A 20,029-nucleotide genomic window follows, 5' to 3' on the forward strand; every position below is an offset into this window, starting at 1 on the left:
ATTCGGCGGCGCACGGTTCGAGCAAGGGGTTCAAGCAACGGGTTCAAGCAACGACCACGGCCCGCAGAGGCCGGCCACCGCGACAGGAGACCACCGTGGAAGACCTGGAGACGTTCCGGCAGCAGACGCACGCCTGGCTGCAGGACAATTGCCCGCCCGAGATGCGGCAGCCGGTGCAGGACGACGAGGACATCTGCTGGGGCGGACGCAAGTTCCGCTTCCGCTCCGAGGCCCAGCGCCAATGGCTCGAACGGATGGCCGAGCGCGGCTGGACCGTGCCCGAATGGCCACGCGAATACGGTGGGGGCGGCCTGAGCCGCGAACAGGCCAAGATCCTGCGCGAGGAAATGCAGCGGCTCGGCTGCCGGGTGCCGCTGCAGAGCTTCGGCATCTCGATGCTCGGGCCGGCGCTGCTCAAGTACGGCAGCGAGGCGCAGAAGCGCGAGCACCTGCCGAAGATCGCGCGCGGCGAGATCCGCTGGTGCCAGGGCTATTCCGAGCCGAACGCCGGCTCCGACCTGGCGGCGCTGCAGACCCGCGCCGAGGACCGCGGCGACCACTTCGTCGTCAACGGCCAGAAGATCTGGACCTCGTATGCCGACAAGGCCGACTGGATCTTCTGCCTGGTGCGCACCGACTTCTCGGCGCAGAAGCACACCGGCATCAGCTTCCTGCTGTTCGACATGGAGACGCCGGGCGTGACGACCCGCCCGATCGTGCTGATCTCCGGCAAGTCGCCGTTCTGCGAGACCTTCTTCGACGATGTCGTGGTGCCGCGCGACCAGCTGGTCGGCGAGCTCAACGGCGGCTGGGAGATCGCCAAGTATCTGCTGACCCATGAGCGCGACATGATCAGCGCGATCGGCAGCCGGGGCTTCCGGCAGCCGCTGGGGCGCCACGCCGCCAAGGCGATCGGCACCGATGCGGCCGGCCGGCTTGACGAGCCGATGCTGCGCGCGCAACTGGCCCGCTTCGAGATCGACGAGGCCGCGTTCGGCTTCGCGGGCGAACGGGTGCGCGACCTGGCCAGGCAAGGCGAAGGCATCGCCGCCTTCTCGTCGGTGCTCAAGTACTACGGCGCCGAGCTGAACAAGCGCCGCTACGAGCTGCTGATGTCGATCGGCGGCAGCGATGCGCTCGAATGGGAAAGCGAGCGCAGCCACCAGGGCGCCACCGCGCGCGCCTGGCTGCGCACCAAGGCCAATTCGATCGAGGGCGGCACCAGCGAGGTCCAGCTGAACATCGTCGCCAAGCGCATCCTCGGCCTGCCCGGCTGACGCCCCTTCCCCTCCCTTCACCGTGCCGGGGCCGCGCGATCGCACGGCGCCCCGGCGACTTTCGCGGACATCGACATGGCCATCGTACTGAACGACACCCAGGACATGCTGCGCGACAGCGCGCTGACCTTCCTGCGCGAGAATGCACCGATCTCCGCGCTGCGCGCGATGCGCGACAGCGGCGATCCGGTCGGCTTCTCGCGCGAGCTGTGGCAACGCTTTGCCGACCTCGGCCTGGCCGGCGTGCTGGTGCCCGAGGCCTACGGCGGCAGCGGGCTCGGCGTGGTGGAAGCCGGCGTCATCACGGAGGCGATCGGCCGCACGCTGGCGCCCTCGCCCTTCCTCTCCACCGCGGTACTCGGCGCCTCCCTGCTGACGCACTACGGCAACGACGCGCAACGCGACGCGCTGCTGCCCGCCATCGCATCCGGCCGGCACCTGACCGCGCTGGCGCTCGACGAAGCCGGCAAGCATCGCCCGTTCCGACTGGCCACGCGCGCGACGCCGCATGCCGGCGGCTATCGCATCGACGGCACCAAGCAGCTGGTCGTCGACGGCCACGTCGCCGACACGCTGATCGTCGCGGCGCGCACCGCGGATGCCCGGCCAGCGCAAGCCCCCCAATGCCAGCAATGCCAGCAATGCCACCGATGCCTTCAATGCCGCCGGAACCGACGACCCGCAAGGCATCACGCTGCTGCTGGTGCCCCGCACCAGCCCCGGCGTGCGGATCGAACGCGTGGTATTGGCCGACGCCACGCAGGCCGCGCGCATCGTCTTCGAAGGCGTGCAGGTGCCGGCGGACGCCGTGCTCGGCGAAGTCGACGGCGGCGGCGCGCTCCTCGAACGCGCGCTCGACATCGGCCGCGCGGTGCTGTCCTCGGAACTGCTCGGCATCGCGGACGAGGCCTTCGCCCGCACGCTGGCGTATCTGAAGGAGCGCCGCCAGTTCGGCAAGATCATCGGCGAATTCCAGGCGCTGCAGCATCGCGCCGCGCATTTGTTCACCGAGCTCGAACTGACGCGGGCCATCGTGCTGCGCTGCCAGCAACGGCTCGATGAATCGGCACCGGATGGCCCCGAGCCGCTGGTGTCGGCCGCCAAGGCCCGCGCCGGCGAGACCGCGACGCTGGCGGTGCAGGAAGGCGTGCAGATGCACGGCGGCATCGGCATGACCGACGAGTTCGAAATCGGCTTCTTCATGAAGCGCGCACGCACCGCGCAGGAGTGGCTCGGTGACGCGAACTTCCACGCCGACCGCTGGGCGCGGCTGCGCGGCTACTAGCCGCAGCGGCGAGACAGCACGGGGCCGCGCCGCGGCCCGCCCCCGGGAAATTCACTAGAGCGCCGGGGGCGCTTCCGGGTTGTCATCGCTTCGAACGATGAGTATGCTGGGATCGCGATCCGCGCAAAGCCGGTCGCTGCATTGGCCCGCACAAAAACTGCATTCCGCGTGCCGAAATACCGCCACAGGCAATGACCTGTGGACGGAAACAGGAGACAGCATGGCCGGAGCATCAGCAGAAATCGTGTTGCCGGTATCCCCGCCGGCGTCGGCGCGCGCTACCGGCCGCGCCACCCGCCACGCGAGGCGCCCATGAGCGCCTACCTGATGCGCCGGCTGCTGGCGCTGCTGCCTACGCTGCTGTTCGCCAGCATCATCGTGTTCTCGATCGTGCGGCTGGTGCCGGGCGACGTGGTCGACCTGATGCTGAGCCAGAACGACATCAACGCCGATGTGCGCAGCCGCGAGGAACTGATGCAGCTGCTCGGCCTCGACCGGCCGATGTGGGAGCAATACCTGCACTGGATCGGCAATATCGTGCTGCACGGCGATCTCGGCGTGTCGCTGTGGCAGGGCGAGCCGGTGCTGAAGATGGTGATGGCGCGCATTCCCGTGACACTGTCGCTTGGCGCCATCGCACTGGTGGTGGCGCTGTCGGTGGCGCTGCCGATCGGCGTGCTGTCGGCGATCCGGCAGGACAGCGCGGCCGACTACGTGGCGCGCTCGTTCTCGATCCTGATGCTGGCGGTGCCGAGCTTCTGGCTGGGCACGATGGTGATGGTGTTTCCGTCGGTCTGGTGGGGCTGGTCGCCCGAGGTTCGCTACGTGCCGTTCCGCGAAAACCCGCTGCAGCACATCGAGCAGATGCTGGTGCCGGCGATCGTGCTGGGCATGGCGCTGTCGGCGATCACGATGCGGATGACGCGCACGATGATGCTGGAGGTGCTGCGCCAGGACTATATCCGCACCGCCTGGGCCAAGGGGCTGAACGAACGGATGGTGATCCTGCGGCATGCGCTGCGCAACGCGCTGATTCCCGTGGTGACGCTGGTAGGCCTGCAGGCGCCGCTGCTGATCGGCGGCGCCGTCATCATCGAGCAGATCTTCGCGCTGCCCGGCATGGGCCTGCTGCTGCTCGACGCGGTGCATCAACGCGACTATCCGGTGATCACCGGCGTCTTCCTGGTGGTCGGCGTGGCGGTGATGCTGATCAATCTGCTGGTCGATCTGAGCTACGGCCTGTTCGATCCGAAAGTGAGGCATCGCTGATGGCACGTTCCGCGACTCCCCTGACTCCCGTCCCGCCGGTGGCCGCCGACGCCGCCGCGGCGACCGCGGCGGCTTCCGGAGCAACGGCGGCAGCAACCGTAGCAACGGCATCCGCCGCGCCCCGCCACTGGCCCGGCTTCGGCCTGCTGCGCCGGCTGTTCCGCGACAAGCCGCTCGGCGCGGCCGGCGCGGTGATCTGCGCGATCTTCCTGTTCTGCGGCGTCTTCGCCGACGTGCTGGCGCCCTACGGCGTCAACGAGATCAACATGCTGCACCGCCTGCAGCCGCCGTCGTGGGCGCATCCCTTCGGCACCGACAATCTCGGCCGCGACATGCTGTCGCGTTGCCTGTACGGCGCGCAGCTGTCGGTGGTAATCGGCCTGTCGGCCGCGACGCTGGCCACCGCGGTATCGGTGCTGCTCGGCATCCTGACCGGCTATCTCGGCGGCAAGTTCGACCTGGTGGCGCAGCGCTTCGTCGATGCGTGGATGAGCTTTCCGGACCTGGTGATCCTGATCGTGGTGGTGTCGGTGCTCGGTCCGGGCAGCTGGCAGATCGTGGTGACGCTCGGGCTGCTGCTCGGCATCGGCGGCTCGCGCATCGTGCGCAGTGCGGTCGTGTCGGTGCGCGAGAACATGTATGTGCACGCCGCGCAGTCGATGGGCGCGTCCACGCCGCGCATCCTGTGGCGCCACATCCTGCCCAACGTGCTGCCGCCGGTGATCGTGCTGTTCACCACCCGCGTCGGCACCGCGATCCTCGCCGAGTCGGGACTGTCCTTCCTCGGCCTGGGCGTGCCGCCGCCGGCGCCGACCTGGGGCGGCATGCTGTCCGGCGACGGCCGCACCTTCATGTTCCAGGGCCCGTGGCTGGCGCTGGCACCCGGCGCCTGCCTGACCGTGGTCGTCTACGCGATCAACGTCTACGGCGACGCGCTGCGCGACCTGCTCGATCCGCGCATGCGGGGCACGCGGTAGCGAACTTACCCGGTACCACGGCAGCCGGCACCGCGGCACCCGCTGCCACGGCAGCCGCTGGCGCGGTGCCCTACTGCACGACACGGCACGGCACGGCACGGAACCATCCCCTACAAGAACAGAGACAGGAGACAGCGATGATCGACAACGACAAGGCGGTCCACCGCACGGCGAAACGGGGAGCGGCCATCGCCGCTGCTGTCGCGCTGGCCGGGATGGCCGTGACCGCGGGCAGCGCCATCGCGCAGGCCGAGGCGCCGAAGTACGGCGGCACCGTGGAGATCGGCTCGGTCTATCCGACCATCTCCGCCCTGTCGTGGGATCTCGCCGACTGGAACTGGAAGCAGAACTACGACACGGGCCAGGTCTACGAGCATTTGTTCGCCGCCGACCTGAGCAAGGCCAAGCGCAACGGCGGCAAATACGCCTTCCAGGCCGATGCCTGGCTGCCCGAGGACGCGATCCGCGGCGAGCTGGCCGAGTCGTGGAAATGGACCGATCCGCTGACGCTCGAGGTCAAGCTGCGCAAGGGCGTCAAGTTCCCGGCCAAGCCGGGCGTGATGGAAGAGCGCGAGCTGGTCGCCGAGGACGTGGTGTTCAGCTACAGCCGCCAGGAGGCCAGTGCAAAGAAGATCCCGACCTACTTCGATCACCTGAGCAAGGTCGAGGCGCGCGACAAGCACACGGTGCTGTTCCGCTTCAAGGAATTCAACGCCGAATGGGACTACCGCTTCGGCTGGGGCTATTACTCCGGGATCATGCCGAAGGAAGTGGCCACTGCGGGCGCCGCCAACTGGAAGAACGTCAACGGCACGGGGCCGTTCACGCTGACGCAGTTCGTGCAGGGCAACGCCAGCACCTACACGAAGAATCCGCAGTACTGGGACAGCGAGCGCATCGGCAACAAGGACTACAAGCTGCCCTTCGTCGACAAGGTGGTGCTGCGCACGATCAAGGACGAGGCCACGCGCAACACGATGCTGCGCACCGGCAAGCTCGACATCATGGAGGGCCTGCGCTGGACCGCGGTGGACGAACTCAAGCGCAGCGCGCCGCAGTTGCAGTGGTCGCGTTGGCTGTCGTACACGGGCCAGTATCTGGCGCTGCGCGTCGACACCAAGCCGTTCAACGATATCCGCGTCCGGCGGGCGCTGAACATGGCGATCAACAAGCAGGAGATCGTCAAGCAGTACTACGGCGGCAACGCCGAGCTGTTTGCCTATCCGCAGCATCCCGACTATGTCGGCTACTACGAACCGCTCAGCGCGATGCCGGACAACGTCAAGGGAGCTGTTCACCTACAACCCGGACAAGGCACGCAAGCTGCTGGCCGAGGCCGGCTATCCGAAGGGCTTCACCTTCAAGGTGCAGGTGTGCGCCTGCAGCCCGGACCATATGGAGCTGCTGCCGCTGATCGCCGCCTATCTCGAACAGATCGGCGTGCGCATCCAGATCCAGCCGATGGAGTACGGCGCCTTCCTGTCGGCGATGACGACCAAGACCAATGCGCCCGGCTACATGATGAACAATGGCCATACCAACCCGACCACGACGATCCGCAAGAGCTTCGTCAGCGGCCAGGTGTGGAACGCCTCGCAGTGGAACGATCCGAAGTTCGACAAGCGCGTCGAGGAAGCCTTCGAGCTGCGCGACGTGGGCAAGCGGCAGGAGGCGGTGCGCGCGCTGACGCGCGAGATCGTCGCGCAGGCGCCGTATATCTGGCTGCCGACGCAGTACGTCTATACGGCCTGGTGGCCATGGGTCAAGAACTACGGCGGCGAGCTGCGTGCCGGCGCGGTGCGGCCCGGACCGATCTACGCGCGGCTGTGGATCGATCAGGAGATGAAGAAGAAGATGGGCTTCTGAGCCCCACGGCGCTCCCACGCCCGCCGACGTCCGCCGACGCTCGCCGGCATCTTTCCCCGATGCCGCGATGCCGGCGCCAAACCCGCCCCACCAGGAGCAAGCGATGACGCAGCCGATCCTGCAGGTCCGCGACTTGACCACGCGCTTTCGCACCGATCGCGGCGTGGTCACCGCGGTCGATCAGGTCTCCTTCGACGTGGCGCCCGGAGAGACGCTCGCCATCGTCGGCGAATCCGGCTCCGGCAAGAGCGTGACCGCGCTGTCGATCCTCGGCCTGATCCCGCGTCCGGCCGGTTCGATCGACGGCGGCGAGATCCTGTTCGATGGCCAGGACCTGCTCAAGCTCGACGCCGAGGCGATGCGCGCGATCCGCGGCAATCGCATCGCGATGATCTTCCAGGAGCCGATGTCGTCGATGAATCCGGCGCTGACGATCGGCAAGCAGATCGCCGAGCCGATCCAGCTGCATCAGAAGCTGCCGTGGAAGACCGCGCTCGGCATGGCCGCCGAGCTGCTCGGGCAGGTGCAGATCCCCGAGCCGGCCAGCCGCCTCAATGCCTATCCGCACCAGTTCTCCGGCGGCATGCGGCAGCGCGCGATGATCGCGATGGCGCTGGCCTGCAAGCCGCAGCTGATCATCGCCGACGAGCCGACCACCGCGCTCGACGTCACGGTGCAGGCGCAGATCCTCGATCTATTGAAGGACCTGGCGCAGCGGCTCGGCACCGCGCTGATCCTGATCACGCACGACCTCGGCGTGGTGGCGCGCTACGCCGATCGCGTCGCGGTGATGTACGGCGGGCGCCTGGTCGAGATGGCCTCGGCCGACGACCTGTACCGCGAGCCGCGCCATCCGTACACGCGCGGGCTGATGGCCTGCGTGCCGCGGCTCGATGGCGATACCAGCCAGGCGCTGGTGCCGATCGAGGGCCAACCGCCCGACCTGACCGCGCTCGGTCCCGGCTGCGCCTTCCAGCCGCGCTGCGCGCTGGCCCAGGCGCAATGCCGCGTCACGCGCCCGATGCTGCGGACCACCGGCGGCCGCGGCCTGTCCGTTCACCTGAACGCGTGCCACCTGCAGGAGACGCCATGACCGCCACCGCCGCGCTCGACACGCCCGCCATGAAGGACGCCGCCCTGGCTGCGAATGGACGGCCATTGGCGGCGCCTGCCCCGGCGCCCCGCCCGCACACCATCGGCCGCGAGATCCTGCGTGTGCAGGACCTGAAGGTGCATTTCCCCGTCACGCGCGGCGTGGTGTTCAAGCGCCAGGTCGGCTCGGTCAAGGCCGTCGACGGCGTCTCGTTCACGCTGCGCCAGGGCGAAACGCTGGGCCTGGTCGGCGAAAGCGGCTGCGGCAAGTCGACCACCGGCCTGGCGATCCTGAAGATGCTGGCCGCCAGCGGCGGGCGCATCGACTACGACGGTACCGATCTGGCCCGGATGACGCGCGCGCAGGAGAAGCATTTCCGCCGCAGCGTGCAGATGGTCTACCAGGACCCGTTCGGCTCGCTGAACCCGCGCATGAAGGTGCGCGACATCGTGGCCGAGCCGCTGGAGATCCATGGCATGGCCGGCGATCGCGCGGCCGTGCGGGCGCGGGTCGGTGAGCTGCTGGAGATGGTCGGGCTGCTGCCGTATATGGCGGACCGCTATCCGCACGAGTTCTCCGGCGGGCAACGCCAGCGCATCGGCATCGCCCGTGCGCTGGCGCTCAAGCCCGGCGTGATCGTCTGCGACGAGCCGGTGTCGGCGCTGGACGTCTCGATCCAGGCGCAGGTGGTCAATGTCTTCATGGACCTGCAGCGGCGGCTCGGGCTGTCGTATCTGTTCATCGCGCACGACCTGGCGGTGGTGCGCCATATCAGCGACCGCATCGCGGTGATGTACCTGGGCCGCATCGTCGAGATCGCCGATCGCGACGCGCTCTATGCGCAGCCGCGCCACCCCTATACGCAGGCGCTGCTGTCGGCGGTGCCGGTGGCCAATGTCCAGGCGGAACGGCAGCGCAAACGCATCGTACTGCGTGGCGAGGTCCCCAGCCCGATGCATCCGCCGTCGGGCTGCCGCTTTCATACGCGTTGTCCGGTGGCGATGGAGCGCTGCAAGTCGCAGGAGCCGGTGCTGCGCGACAGCGGCGACGGGCAGATGGTGGCCTGCCATCTGTATGACTGATCTTGACGGCTGACCTTGAAGGCTGATCTTTACGGCTCGTCTTGACGGCTGGTCGGCTCGGTCGACCGAGCCGGCGGCGCCGAACTCCGCAGCACCGCCACGCCGCTACGCCGCTACGCCGGCGACAGGATGCCCATCAGCAGCGGCCGCACGAACAGGTCCGCCGCGTTGTCGGCCGAGGCATCGCGCACCCAGCGGCGCAGCTCGACGGCGGCATTGATCATGCCGTTGATCTGCAGCGCGGCGATCGACTGGTCCAGCGGGCGGATCGAACCATCCTGCATGCCCTGCACCAGGAATCGCACGAAGCGCGCCGACAGCCGGTTCATCGTCAGCATCTTCTCCTTGCGCATTTCCTCGGGCAAGGCGCCATAGATCGTCAGCCGCAGCAGCGGTCCCTGGCTGGAGAACTGGTAGTGCACCAGCGCGCGCGTGGCCGCGCACAGCTTGTCCCATCCGGTGCCCGGGCCGTTTTCGACCAGCGTCTGCGTGCTGCGTATCACGTCGAACATCCGATCGAAGCAGGCGCCGATCAGGTCGTCCTTGTTCTCGTTGTGGTGATAGAACGAGCCCTTGGTCAGATTGAGCCGGGCGGAGATGCGGTCGGCCGACGCGCCCCGATAGCCCTGCTCGTTCAGCAGTTCGGTGGCGGCGCGCAGGAAGGCCTGCTGCGTGGTCTCGGGCTGGTCCAGGCAAGGCAGCAGCGCGGCGGTATCGAGCGCCGGCTGCCAGCGCGCCGCGCGCGAGCCGATGCCGTGCAGCAGCAGATCGATCACCGACTCGGCGACCTTCGGATAATCCTCGGGCTCGTAGCGCTCGATCCAGACCATCGCGCCCGTCGCCAGCGACAGCAGCAGGTGGGCGCGCGCGCTGAGCACGCTGCGCTCGGCCGCGTCGACCGGCGTGCGCTCGCGCAGCAGCTGGCGGATGCGGCGGAACATGTCGTTGTACGCGCTGAACGCGACCTCGGCATGGCTGTCGGGCAGCGTGCGGATCTCGCGGAAGCTCATCAGCTCCGGACGTTCGCCGGTGGCCGTCAGCGCGAGCCGCGCGAAGAACAAACGGATGAACCCGGCCACCCGCTCGCCCGGGGTAGGCAGCTCGCCGGCCTGCGCCGCGATGCCGACCATCTCGTCGATGGTCCGCAACAGGCAGGCGACGACCAGGTCTTCCTTCTTGCGGTAGTAGTAGGTGATGCTGTTGGTGCTCAGGCCCACGTCCTGCGCGACATCCGACAGCGTGGTGCCGCGCACGCCCTTGCGATTGAAGCGCATCGCGGCCGCATCGAGAATGGTTTCGCGCTTCTCGACATAGCGGCGCGTGGGGCGGGCTTCGACAGGGTCCTTGAGCATGGAGGGGTGCGTGGGCGGTCGATCGGTCGGCGGATTATAGCGGGCGGCCCGGCCACCCGAACGGCCTCATGCCAGCGCCCTGCCCCCACGAAATCCATCCCGCAGCTCGCGCTTGAGCACCTTGCCGATCGCGCTGCGCGGCAGTTGCGCGCACAGCTCCAGCGCGGCGAGCCGCTGGGTCTTGCCGACCTGCGCATTGACCCATTCGCGAAGCGCCTCGGCATCGACTGCCGCGCCCTCGCGCAACACCACGAAGGCCACCGGCGTCTCGCCCCAGCTTTGCGAAGGCACGCCGACCACCGCGCATTCGACCACGTCCGCATGCTGCTGCAGCACCGCTTCGAGGTCGCTCGGATAGATGTTGAAGCCGCCGCTGATGATCATGTCCTTCTTGCGGTCCATCAGCGTCAGGAAGCCGTCCTCGTCGAAGCGGCCGACGTCGCCCGTGCGGATGAAGCGCTTGCCGGTGGCGTCATACCATTCGGCGGCGGCGGTCTTGTCGGGCTGCTTGTGATAGCCCGCCATGATGGTGTTCGAATGCCCGACCACCTCGCCGATCTGGCCGACCGGGACCTCGTTGCCGTCGTCGTCGATCAGCCGGATGTCGTGCCCTTCCATCGGCTTGCCGACGGTATGGAGCTTGTCCGGAAACTCGTGCGCGGCCAGCACGCAGCTGCCGCCGCCTTCGGTCATGCCGTAGTACTCGACAAGCCCACCCGGCCAGCGGCGCAGGATGTCGGCCTTCAGCGCCGCGCTGAGCGGCGCGCTGGTCGAGAACTTCATGCGGAACGACGACAGGTCGTAGCGATCGAAATCCTCCCTGGCCAGCAGCCGCTGGTATTGCACCGGGACCAGCATCGCGTGCGTGACGCGGTGACGCTCGGCCAGTTCGAGGTAGCGCTGCGCGTCGAACTTGGGCATCAGCACCACGGTACCGCCGAGCGCCAGCGTCGGGATGAAGCTGACCAGCGTGGTGTTCGAATACAGCGGCGTGGCGATCAGCGTCACCGCGTCGGGCCCGTAGCCGCCGCTCTCGTGCGTGCGGCGGATCTGGTTCCAGCGCAGCGCGTGGTCGTGCACGATGCCCTTGGGCGCGCCCGTGGTGCCGGACGAATAGATGATGTTGAAGACCTGGCCCTCGCGCAGCGGCGTCTCGCGCGGCCGGCTGCCGGCCGGCGCTAGCCAGTCGGCGAAGGCCTTGCCGGTCTGCGCGCCGACCAGTCCGATGCGTGGCACGTTGGCCTCGATGCCGGCGCCCTGCAGGGCGTCGAGCACCGGCGCGTCGACGAACAGCAGGCTCGCATCCGAATCGGCAATCATGCCGGCCAGCGCCTGCGGCGTCGATGACGGCGCCAGCGGCGCGATGGCGATGCCGGCCCGCAGCCCGCCGAGGAACACCGCCGCGTACTCGATCGACGCGGCGGCGCAGATCGCCAGCGCATCGCCCGGCTGCAGGCCATCGCCCTGCAGGGCCGCCGCGACGCGGTCGACCAGTTCGTCGAACTCGCGATACGACAGGCTGGCGCGATCGTCGATGACGGCGGGATGCGCGGGACGGGCGTTGGCGTGGGCACGGACGCAGTCGGCGAGATTACCGAGCGGCTGGTCCAGCAGGGACGCGATCTGCATGGCGGAAAGTCTCCGTGATGGGGCCGGCCCGATGCATGCGCCGTGGCGAGGCGCAACCACGCAAGGCACGCGAATCTGGCCGACCTCTTTTTCTAATTCGGTCAGCGCTCATTGTAAGCGCTACGTCTATGCCGTGCAGTTATCGGTTCCACGAGTATACGCGCCCATACCGTAAGAACGAATTGGCGTATGAAGAGCCGATCGGCGTGGTCAGCTCCATCAGCTCGGTCAGCTCGGTCAGGTCGCTCAGGTTGCCTGGCTCGACGATGCCGACTCGCCGCGCCGTGCCGCCTCGATCGTGGCGACGTCGATCTTCTTCATCGTCATCATCGCGTCGAAGGCGCGCTTGGCCGCCGCGCGATCGGAGCCGGTCACCGCGTCGAGCAGCGCGCGCGGGGTGATCTGCCATGACAGGCCCCACCGGTCCTTGCACCAGCCGCATTCGCTTTCCTGGCCGCCATTGGAGACGATCGCGTTCCACAGGCGGTCGGTCTCGGCCTGGTCCTCGGTCCTGACCAGGAAGGAGAAGGATTCGTTGTGCTTGAAATGCGGGCCACCGTTCAGCCCGAGGCAAGGGATGCCGATCACGGTGAACTCGACCATCAGGGGGATCGCCCTGCTTGCCGTCGGGATAGTCGCCCGGCGCACGGTGGACGGCGCCGACGGCGCTGTCGGGAAAGGTCTGGGCATAGAAGTTGGCGGCGTCGAGCGCGTCGCCGTCGTACCACAGGCAGATGGTGTTCTTGCTGGTCATTTCGCGTCTCCTGGAGAAATGGGCGCCGGCATCGGGCCCGACATCGGCACGAATTAGCCTATACCCATTTCCGCCGATCGGAGACGCCGGACGGAAGATGTCCGCGCGGAGGTGTCCGCCCGGAGGTGTCCGCCCGGAGGTGTCCGCCCGGAGATGTTCGCCCGGAGATGTCCGCCGGGAGACGTACGGCGGCAGACGTACGGCGGGGGGATGTCCGCCGCCCGGCCCTACTTGATCCTCTGCTTCTCCAGCTTGCGCGCCAGTGTGCGGCGGTGCATGCCGAGCCGGCGCGCCGCCTCGGAGATATTGAAGCCGGTGGCGGCCAGCGTCTCGTGGATGTGCTCCCACTCCAGCGTCTTGATCGACGTCGGACGGCCGGTGACCTCGACGTCCACATCGCCGGTGGCGCGCTCGAAGGCGGCCTCGATGTCGTCGGTGGTCGAGGGCTTGGCCAGATAGTGGCAGGCGCCGAGCTTGACCGCCTCGACCGCGGTGGCGATGCTGGCGTACCCCGTCAGCACCACGATCAGCATGTCGGCATCGTGCGCGTGCAGCGCCTGCACGCAGGCCAGGCCCGAGGCCTCGCCCTTGAGCTTCAGGTCCACCACCGCATAGCCCGGCGAATGTTCCTTCAGCAGTTCGTTCATCCCCTCGAGGCTGGTCGCATGCAGGACCTGATAGCCGCGCCGCTCGAACGAGCGGCGCAGCGTGCGGGCGAAGGCCGCGTCGTCCTCGACGATCATCAGCACGCGACCGGCCTCGGCCTGCGGCTGGGTCGTCTGGGTCGATTGATCGGCCGCAGCGGCGTCGCGCTCGGGATCATTGGGCTGCATCTTCGGCCTCCTCTTCCAGCGTGATTGCCGCCAGCGGCAGCTTCATCGTCACCATCGCGCCGCCTTGTGGACGGTTGTGCGCGGCCACGCTGCCACCCAGCGTGCGGGCGACATTGACGACCAAGAACAGCCCCAGTCCGCCGCCCGGCCGGCCCTTGCTCGACTGATAGGGCTTGCCCAGCCGCTCGAGCATCTGCGGCGCGAAACCGGGGCCTTCGTCGAGCACCGACAGCACCAGCGTATCATCCTCGCGCCGTACGTCGAGGCCGACCCAGCGCGGCGAGGCCTCCAGCGCGTTGTCGAGCACGTTGCAGACCATCTGCTTGATGGCCGAGTCCGACAGGATCGGCAGGTCCTGGCCGAAGCGGTATTCGTAGGAGAATTCGCCGACCGGTCGGGTCGCGCGCCACTCCGCGACCAGATCGTCGACGAAGCGGCGCACCGTGGTTTCGGTCAGCGCCTCGCCGCGGGCCTCGCCCGCCGACAGCAGGATGCCGCTGACGATGGACTTGCAGCGCTGCACCTGGGTCTGCATCTCGCCGAGTTCCTGCAGCAGCTCCGGGTCCTTCGAGAACGGTTCCATGCGGCGCCAGTCGGACAGGATCACCGCCAGCGTGGCCAGCGGCGTGCCCAGTTCATGCGCGGCGCCCGAGGCCAGCAGGCCCATGCGGACGATGTGTTCCTCCTCGGCGGCGCGCTGGCGCAGGTCGGCCAGATGCTCGTCGCGGGCGCGCAGATTGCGCATGATCCGCGTGATGAACACCACCAGCAGGGCCGCGTTCAGCACGAAGCAGATCAGCATGCCCTGGATATAGAGGCTGGCGAGCCCCTGCTCGTGGTCCGGCGGCAGCGCCAGCGGCTTGCCGACCAGCGCCAGGCCCGCGAAGCACGAGGCGGTGACGACCACGATCACCCAGATCGACCACGCCTGCAGCAGCACCGCGCCGAGGATCACCTGCAGCAGGTAGAGGAAGACGAAGGGATTGGAGGCGCCGCCGCTCAGATACAGCAGCGCGGTCAGCATGCCGATATCGACCAGCAGCGAGACGAACAGCTGCGTCTGCGAGACCTCGGCGACGAAGCGCAGCCGCAGCAGGCTCAGCGCGTTGAAGGCGATCAGGCCGAGCAGCACCGCCAGCATCTGGTTGACCGGCAGCGGCACGTCGAGGCCGAAATGCACCACGCTGATGGTGGCGACCTGGCCGAGCACCGCGATCCAGCGCAGCTCGATCAGCTGCTCCATGTTCTTGCGGGCGGTCGCGTCGAGCGCGCGCTCGCCCCGCCGCTCGGGGGCCGGGGCGCCCTTGGCGGCTGACAGCGCAGCGCCCGCGGGCTTCGGAGGGGAATCGGTGGAAAGAGGCATCAATCAGGGTCGAAGCAGGATGGCGCCGGCGCTCGAAGCGAGCCGCCGCGGCGCGGGCCGGGGCATGCGGAACATGCCAGACATGCCGGGCGTGCCGGACGTGCGTGGCAGGCCGGGCGGACCGGCATGCCACGCATTGTCCCTCATCGGCCGCGGCGCAGCCGAAGTTCCTCGCGGCCGACGTACCAGGCGGCGCCCAGCACCATCAGCGCCAGCCCGTACCAGGTCAGCGCATAGACCAGATGGCTGTTGTGGAAGGTCACCACGGTCAGCCCGCCGACCGGCCAGCGGCGCGGCGCGCCCGACGCGCCGAACGCCTCCTGCGGGCCGGCGTCGGCATCGATGAAGTAGGGCGCGACCCGTTCGAGCCCGCGGGCGGCGGCGATCGCCTGCACATCGCGGGAATACCACCGATCGGCGGCGGGGTCGTTGCGGCGCAGGAAGCCGCCGCCGGTCTGGCTGATGCGCAGCAGGCCGGTGACCGTGGTCTCGCCCGACGGCTCGTCCTTGGCGCGGCTCTCGCGCGAGCGGGAATTCGGGCGGCACGAAGCCGCGGTTGATCAGCACCACGGTGCCGTCGCGCATGCGCATCGGCGTCATCACCCAGAAGCCGCCGCCGAACGCGGTGGTGGCCTGCACCAGCGTCTCGCGATCGTGCAGGAAGGTGCCGGTCACGCGCACATGCCGGTATTCGTCGGCTGCGGCGCTGACCAGCGGCCAGCGCTCGGGCGCCGGCGCATCGACCGGCGGCGCATGCACGCGCGACTCGACGCGTTCGATTAGGTCGAGCTTCCAGGCGCGGCGCTCGACCTGCCAAGTGCCCAATGCAAACAGCCCGGCGAAAGCCAGTACCGCCAGCAGCGCCAGCGCCGCGAGGGCGGCCGGGCTGCGGGGGAACGGGCTTGCGATCCGGGCTGTGGTTTGCGGGACGAGGCGTGGTCAAGGCATCGATTTCATGTCGTGCGTCATCACCGGCATCATATTCGTGTTCATGTGATACATGACCCAAAGCGAGCCGGCCAGCGTGATGACGACCAGCACGATCGTGAAGATCAGCGCCAGCATGTTCCAGCCGCCTTCCGACTTGGTGTTCATGTGCAGGAAGTAGATCATGTGGACCACGATCTGCACGGCGGCGAAGCCGAGAATCACCAGCGCGGTGGTGTTCTGGTTGTCGATGACCTTGCCCATCACCAGCCAGAACGGGATCGCCGTCAGGATCACCGACAGCACGAAGCCGATCACATAGCTCTTCAGGGTGCCATGCGCGGCGCCATCGTCGTGATCGTGGTGATCGTCGTGGCCATGACCGTGGCCGTGATCGCCGTGATGGCCGTGGCCGCCCTGGTCGGCCAGGTTCGAGAACGAATAGTCGTGGGCGCTCATACCATCACTCCCATCAGATAGACGAAGGTAAACACGCCGATCCAGACCACATCCAGAAAGTGCCAGAACAGCGACAGGCACATCAGGCGGCGCTTGTTGGCCGTGATCAGGCCGTGCTTGTTCAGCTGGAACATCAGCGTGATCAGCCAGATGATGCCGAAGGTCACGTGCAGGCCGTGGGTGCCGACCAGCGTGAAGAACGAGGACAGGAACGCGCTGCGCTGCGGCACCGCACCCTCGTGGATCAGGTGCGAGAACTCGTACAGTTCCAGGCCGACGAAGGCCGCGCCCAGCAGGCCGGTGATGGCCAGCCACACCATCGTGCCCTTTAGCTTGTTGCGCTGCATCTCCAGCATCGCGAAGCCGTAGGTGATCGACGAGAGCAGCAGCATCGACGTGTTCAGCGCCACCAGCGGCAGGTCGAACAGGTCGGCGCCCGACGGGCCGGCCGCATAGCTGCGGCCCAGCACGCCGTGCACGGCGAACAGGCAGGCGAAGATGAGGCAGTCGCTCATCAGGTACAGCCAGAAGCCCAGCATCGTCCCGTTCTGCGGGTGATGCTCGGTCGGCAGGTAGAAGCGCAGCTCGTTGGAGCCGCCGCGGACCGGCGCGCCGCTGGCGCCGGCCGGTTGGGTTGCGATGGTGTCAAGCATGTTGTGCAAGCAGGCGGGTGCGTTCTTCCTCGGTGCGGACGACGTGCTCCGCCGGGATGTAGTAATCACGCTGGTAGTTGAAGGTGTGGCCGATCGCGACCGCCAGCAGGGCGACGAACGCCGCGGCGGCCGGCAGCCACATATGCCAGATCAGCGCGAAGCCCAGCACCGTCGACAGGCCGGCGAGGATGATGCCCGCACCGGTGTTCTTCGGCATGTGGATCGGCAGGAAGCCCTTCTGCGGACGCTCGTAGCCGCGGTCCTTCATCTGCCACCAGGCGTCGTTGTCGTGCACCACGGGCGTGAACGCGAAGTTGTACGCGGGCGGCGGCGACGAGGTCGACCATTCCAGCGTGCGGCCATCCCACGGATCGCCGGTCACGTCGCGCAGTTGGGCACGGCGCTTGAAGCTGACCACCAGCTGGATCACGAAGGCGGCGATGCCGATCGCGATCAGGAACGCACCGACGGCGGCGACCTGGAACCAGATCTGCAGCGACGGATCGGTGAAGTGGCTGACGCGGCGGGTCACGCCCATCAGGCCCAGCACGTACAGCGGCATGAACGCGGCATAGAAGCCGATCAGCCAGAACCAGAACGAGACCTTGCCCCAGAAATCGTCGAGCTTGAAGCCGAACGCCTTCGGGAACCAGTAGTTGATGCCGGCGAACAGGCCGAACAGCACGCCACCGATGATCACGTTGTGGAAGTGGGCGATCAGGAACAGGCTGTTATGCAGCACGAAGTCGGCGGGCGGCACGGCGAGCAGCACGCCGGTCATGCCGCCGATCACGAAGGTGACCATGAAGCCCACGGTCCACAGCATCGGCACTTCGAAGCGGATGCGGCCGCGGTACATCGTGAACAGCCAGTTGAAGATCTTCGCCCCGGTCGGGATCGAGATGATCATCGTCGTGATGCCGAAGAACGAGTTGACGCTGGCACCCGAACCCATCGTGAAGAAGTGGTGCAGCCAGACCAGGTACGACAGCACCGTGATCACGACCGTCGCGTAGACCATCGATGCATAGCCGAACAGGCGCTTGCGGCAGAAGGTCGACACCACTTCCGAGAAGATACCGAACGCCGGCAGGATCAGGATGTACACCTCGGGGTGGCCCCAGATCCAGATCAGGTTCACGTACATCATCGGGTTGCCGCCGAAGTCGTTCGTGAAGAAGTTGGTGCCGATGTAGCGATCCAGCGACAGCAGCGCGAGCACGGCCGTCAGCACCGGGAAGGCGGCGACGATCAGCACGTTGGTGCACAGCGAGGTCCAGGTGAAGACCGGCATCTTCATCATGGTCATGCCCGGGGCGCGCATCTTGACGATGGTCACCAGCAGGTTGACGCCTGACAGCAAGGTACCGATCCCCGCTATCTGCAAGGCCCAGATGTAGTAATCCACCCCCACGTCCGGACTCTGCAGGATGCCCGACAGCGGCGGATAGGCCAGCCAGCCCGTCTTGGCGAATTCGCCGACGAACAGCGACACCATCACCAGCACGGCGCCGGCGGTGGTCATCCAGAAGCTGAAGTTGTTCAGGAACGGGAAGGCCACGTCGCGCGCGCCGATCTGCAGCGGCACCACGTAGTTCATCAGGCCCGTGACCAGCGGCATCGCCACGAAGAAGATCATGATCACGCCGTGGGCGGTGAAGATCTGGTCGTAGTGATGCGGCGGCAGATAGCCCATGTTGTCGCCGAAGGCGATGGCCTGCTGCAGACGCATCATGATCGCGTCGGCGAAGCCGCGCAGCAGCATCACCAGGCCGAGCACCATGTACATGATGCCGATCTTCTTGTGATCGATGCTGGTGAACCACTCGTGCCACAGGTAGCCCCAGGCGCGGAAGTAGGTCAGCGCGCCGACGAGCGTCAGCCCGCCGAGCACGACCGCCGCGAAGGTGGCGATCAGGATGGGCTCGTGAAGCGGGATCGCCTCCCAGGAGAGACGGCCGAAAATGAGCTTGGTGAGGTCGAAACTGTCAAGCATGCTGGTCAACGCCGGCTACAGCGCGTTGTGAGAGGGGTAGCTGGGGAAGCGTCACGGCGGCGGATTCGCCGGCCGGCGCAAAGGTGGACGCCGCCGGGCCGAAGGCACCGGAGCCGTCCGGATCGGCGACCGTGCACATGCCGCCGACATAGCTGCGCACCGGCGCATCCTGCAGGCCAAGGCGCGCGCGCGTGGCGGGGTCGAGCGTGGCGACGTTGAAGGCGCCGGGCTTGCCCTGGCCGCCCTGCTCGTCGATCGCCATCATTTCGTTCATGCACATCCGGTTCGCTTCGACGCAGCGGTTCAGGATCTTGTCGTACAGGCCCTTGTCGACGCTGGCGTAGTAGCGCACCGGCTCGCGTTCGCTCGGCTGCTCCAGCTTCAGGTAGTCCTCGCGCGTGAGCGTCTGGCCGCTGGCCTTGGCCTTGGCGATCCACTGCTCGAAGCCTTGCTCGTCCAGGCCGTGGAACTTGAAGCGCATGCCCGAGAAGCCCGCGCCGCTGTAGTTGGCCGACAGGCCCTCGTATTCGCCCGGCTTGTTGATGACCGCATGCAGCTTGGTCTCCATGCCCGGCATGGCATAGATCTGCCCTGCCAGCGCCGGCACGAAGAACGAGTTCATCACGGTCGAGGCGGTGATCTTGAACTGGATCGGACGGTCGACCGGCGCCGCCATTTCATTGACGGTGGCGATGCCGTGCTCCGGATAGAAGAACAGCCACTTCCAGTCCAGCGCCACGACTTCCACCGTCAACGGCTTGACGTTGGTCGGCAGCGAGCGCTGGGCATCGATCCGCTCCAGCGGCCGGTACGGGTCCAGCGCATGGGTGCTGACCCAGGTGATCGCGCCCAGCGCGATGATGATCAGCAGCGGCGCCGACCAGATCACCAGTTCCAGCACCGTGGAATGGTCCCAGTCGGGCGAGTAGGGGGCGTCCTTGTTCGACGCCCGATACCGCCAGGCGAAGAACAGCGTCAGCGCGATCACCGGGACGATGATCAGCAGCATCAGCGCCGTGGAGATGTATATTAGGTTACGTTGCTGTACCGCAATGTCACCCGAAGGAGACAACAACACAGCATTACAACCTGTCAATAGGGTAATGGCGGGCAGCAAAATCAACCCGCGAATGGTATTAATGAGGGGCATTGCCGGCAGAGGAAATAGCGTAGCCGTCTTGGGGGAGACTGGTACTACGAATGCTTCGGGTGCG

Annotated in this window: 15 protein-coding genes and 4 pseudogenes; 9 read left to right on the forward strand and 10 right to left on the reverse strand. The window is 67.4% G+C overall.

Annotated features, from left to right (window positions below):
• The first annotated feature begins 95 nt into the window (after nucleotides 1-95).
• From OJJOAM_RS16375 to OJJOAM_RS16415, 9 genes and pseudogenes are all read left to right on the forward strand, one after another.
• On the forward strand, nucleotides 96-1,277 hold the full coding sequence (locus tag OJJOAM_RS16375; protein WP_422650409.1) for an acyl-CoA dehydrogenase family protein: 1,182 nt from the start codon (nucleotides 96-98) through the stop codon (nucleotides 1,275-1,277).
• Nucleotides 1,278-1,382: 105 nt separating this feature from the next.
• Nucleotides 1,383-1,649, forward strand: a pseudogene (locus OJJOAM_RS16380) (acyl-CoA dehydrogenase family protein); the annotation flags it as partial.
• Nucleotides 1,650-1,875: 226 nt separating this feature from the next.
• Nucleotides 1,876-2,562: an acyl-CoA dehydrogenase family protein gene (locus tag OJJOAM_RS16385; protein ID WP_422650410.1), complete on the forward strand. Its 687-nt coding sequence runs from the start codon at nucleotides 1,876-1,878 to the stop codon at nucleotides 2,560-2,562.
• A gap of 312 nt (nucleotides 2,563-2,874) precedes the next feature.
• On the forward strand, nucleotides 2,875-3,831 hold the full coding sequence (locus tag OJJOAM_RS16390; protein ID WP_422650411.1) for an ABC transporter permease: 957 nt from the start codon (nucleotides 2,875-2,877) through the stop codon (nucleotides 3,829-3,831).
• A 38-nt stretch (nucleotides 3,832-3,869) separates the two neighbouring features.
• Nucleotides 3,870-4,808: an ABC transporter permease gene (locus tag OJJOAM_RS16395; protein WP_422650412.1), complete on the forward strand. Its 939-nt coding sequence runs from the start codon at nucleotides 3,870-3,872 to the stop codon at nucleotides 4,806-4,808.
• 215 nt (nucleotides 4,809-5,023) lie between these two features.
• A pseudogene (locus OJJOAM_RS16400) lies at nucleotides 5,024-6,013 on the forward strand (ABC transporter substrate-binding protein); the annotation flags it as partial.
• A gap of 34 nt (nucleotides 6,014-6,047) precedes the next feature.
• Entirely contained in the window at nucleotides 6,048-6,674 is a 627-nt protein-coding gene (locus OJJOAM_RS16405) for an ABC transporter substrate-binding protein (RefSeq protein ID WP_422651070.1), read from the forward strand.
• A gap of 103 nt (nucleotides 6,675-6,777) precedes the next feature.
• The gene (locus OJJOAM_RS16410; RefSeq protein ID WP_422650413.1) at nucleotides 6,778-7,767 is read left to right on the forward strand and encodes an ABC transporter ATP-binding protein; all 990 of its coding nucleotides are present in this window, start codon (nucleotides 6,778-6,780) and stop codon (nucleotides 7,765-7,767) included.
• Nucleotides 7,764-8,849, forward strand: a complete 1,086-nt coding sequence (locus tag OJJOAM_RS16415) for an ABC transporter ATP-binding protein (RefSeq protein ID WP_422650414.1) — start codon at nucleotides 7,764-7,766, stop codon at nucleotides 8,847-8,849. The genes OJJOAM_RS16410 and OJJOAM_RS16415 overlap by 4 nt, the downstream gene beginning before the upstream one ends.
• Nucleotides 8,850-8,962: 113 nt before the next feature.
• Here OJJOAM_RS16415 and OJJOAM_RS16420 read toward each other — a convergent pair whose 3' ends face one another.
• From OJJOAM_RS16420 to cyoA, 10 genes and pseudogenes are all read right to left on the reverse strand, one after another.
• Entirely contained in the window at nucleotides 8,963-10,201 is a 1,239-nt protein-coding gene (locus tag OJJOAM_RS16420; protein ID WP_422650415.1) for a TetR/AcrR family transcriptional regulator, read from the reverse strand.
• 66 nt (nucleotides 10,202-10,267) lie between these two features.
• Nucleotides 10,268-11,830, reverse strand: a complete 1,563-nt coding sequence (locus OJJOAM_RS16425) for a class I adenylate-forming enzyme family protein (protein ID WP_422650416.1) — start codon at nucleotides 11,828-11,830, stop codon at nucleotides 10,268-10,270.
• 246 nt (nucleotides 11,831-12,076) lie between these two features.
• Nucleotides 12,077-12,584: pseudogene (locus OJJOAM_RS16430) on the reverse strand (VOC family protein).
• A 227-nt stretch (nucleotides 12,585-12,811) separates the two neighbouring features.
• Complete coding sequence (locus tag OJJOAM_RS16435) at nucleotides 12,812-13,327, reverse strand: response regulator transcription factor (RefSeq protein WP_043440636.1); 516 nt, start codon at nucleotides 13,325-13,327, stop codon at nucleotides 12,812-12,814.
• Nucleotides 13,328-13,403: 76 nt separating this feature from the next.
• Nucleotides 13,404-14,780: an ATP-binding protein gene (locus tag OJJOAM_RS16440; RefSeq protein WP_265634700.1), complete on the reverse strand. Its 1,377-nt coding sequence runs from the start codon at nucleotides 14,778-14,780 to the stop codon at nucleotides 13,404-13,406.
• 143 nt (nucleotides 14,781-14,923) lie between these two features.
• Nucleotides 14,924-15,689: pseudogene (locus OJJOAM_RS16445) on the reverse strand (SURF1 family protein).
• Nucleotides 15,690-15,719: 30 nt separating this feature from the next.
• Nucleotides 15,720-16,166 carry a cytochrome o ubiquinol oxidase subunit IV gene (gene cyoD, locus OJJOAM_RS16450; protein ID WP_422650417.1) on the reverse strand — a complete coding sequence of 149 codons (447 nt, stop codon included), beginning with the start codon at nucleotides 16,164-16,166 and terminating at the stop codon, nucleotides 15,720-15,722.
• Complete coding sequence (cyoC, locus tag OJJOAM_RS16455; protein WP_422650418.1) at nucleotides 16,163-16,819, reverse strand: cytochrome o ubiquinol oxidase subunit III; 657 nt, start codon at nucleotides 16,817-16,819, stop codon at nucleotides 16,163-16,165. The genes cyoD and cyoC overlap by 4 nt, the downstream gene beginning before the upstream one ends.
• Nucleotides 16,812-18,815 carry a cytochrome o ubiquinol oxidase subunit I gene (cyoB, locus tag OJJOAM_RS16460; protein WP_422650419.1) on the reverse strand — a complete coding sequence of 668 codons (2,004 nt, stop codon included), beginning with the start codon at nucleotides 18,813-18,815 and terminating at the stop codon, nucleotides 16,812-16,814. The genes cyoC and cyoB overlap by 8 nt, the downstream gene beginning before the upstream one ends.
• Nucleotides 18,808-19,965 carry a ubiquinol oxidase subunit II gene (gene cyoA, locus OJJOAM_RS16465; RefSeq protein ID WP_422650420.1) on the reverse strand — a complete coding sequence of 386 codons (1,158 nt, stop codon included), beginning with the start codon at nucleotides 19,963-19,965 and terminating at the stop codon, nucleotides 18,808-18,810. The genes cyoB and cyoA overlap by 8 nt, the downstream gene beginning before the upstream one ends.
• Nucleotides 19,966-20,029 lie beyond the last annotated feature (64 nt).

The sequence above is a fragment of the Cupriavidus sp. H18C1 genome (genome assembly GCF_049311595.1).
Lineage (GTDB): Bacteria > Pseudomonadota > Gammaproteobacteria > Burkholderiales > Burkholderiaceae > Cupriavidus > Cupriavidus cauae.

Bases quoted from the DNA above. Each gene is read 5' to 3' on its own strand.
- cyoA (WP_422650420.1), bottom strand. From the start codon at position 19,965: ATGCCCCTCATTAATACCATTCGCGGGTTGATTTTGCTGCCCGCCATT.
- cyoB (WP_422650419.1), bottom strand. From the start codon at position 18,815: ATGCTTGACAGTTTCGACCTCACCAAGCTCATTTTCGGCCGTCTCTCC.
- OJJOAM_RS16435 (WP_043440636.1), bottom strand. From the start codon at position 13,327: ATGATCGTCGAGGACGACGCGGCCTTCGCCCGCACGCTGCGCCGCTCG.
- OJJOAM_RS16410 (WP_422650413.1), top strand. From the start codon at position 6,778: ATGACGCAGCCGATCCTGCAGGTCCGCGACTTGACCACGCGCTTTCGC.
- cyoD (WP_422650417.1), bottom strand. From the start codon at position 16,166: ATGAGCGCCCACGACTATTCGTTCTCGAACCTGGCCGACCAGGGCGGC.
- OJJOAM_RS16385 (WP_422650410.1), top strand. From the start codon at position 1,876: ATGCCCGGCCAGCGCAAGCCCCCCAATGCCAGCAATGCCAGCAATGCC.
- OJJOAM_RS16390 (WP_422650411.1), top strand. From the start codon at position 2,875: ATGAGCGCCTACCTGATGCGCCGGCTGCTGGCGCTGCTGCCTACGCTG.
- OJJOAM_RS16420 (WP_422650415.1), bottom strand. From the start codon at position 10,201: ATGCTCAAGGACCCTGTCGAAGCCCGCCCCACGCGCCGCTATGTCGAG.
- cyoC (WP_422650418.1), bottom strand. From the start codon at position 16,819: ATGCTTGACACCATCGCAACCCAACCGGCCGGCGCCAGCGGCGCGCCG.
- OJJOAM_RS16405 (WP_422651070.1), top strand. From the start codon at position 6,048: ATGTCGGCTACTACGAACCGCTCAGCGCGATGCCGGACAACGTCAAGG.
- OJJOAM_RS16425 (WP_422650416.1), bottom strand. From the start codon at position 11,830: ATGCAGATCGCGTCCCTGCTGGACCAGCCGCTCGGTAATCTCGCCGAC.
- OJJOAM_RS16415 (WP_422650414.1), top strand. From the start codon at position 7,764: ATGACCGCCACCGCCGCGCTCGACACGCCCGCCATGAAGGACGCCGCC.
- OJJOAM_RS16440 (WP_265634700.1), bottom strand. From the start codon at position 14,780: ATGCCTCTTTCCACCGATTCCCCTCCGAAGCCCGCGGGCGCTGCGCTG.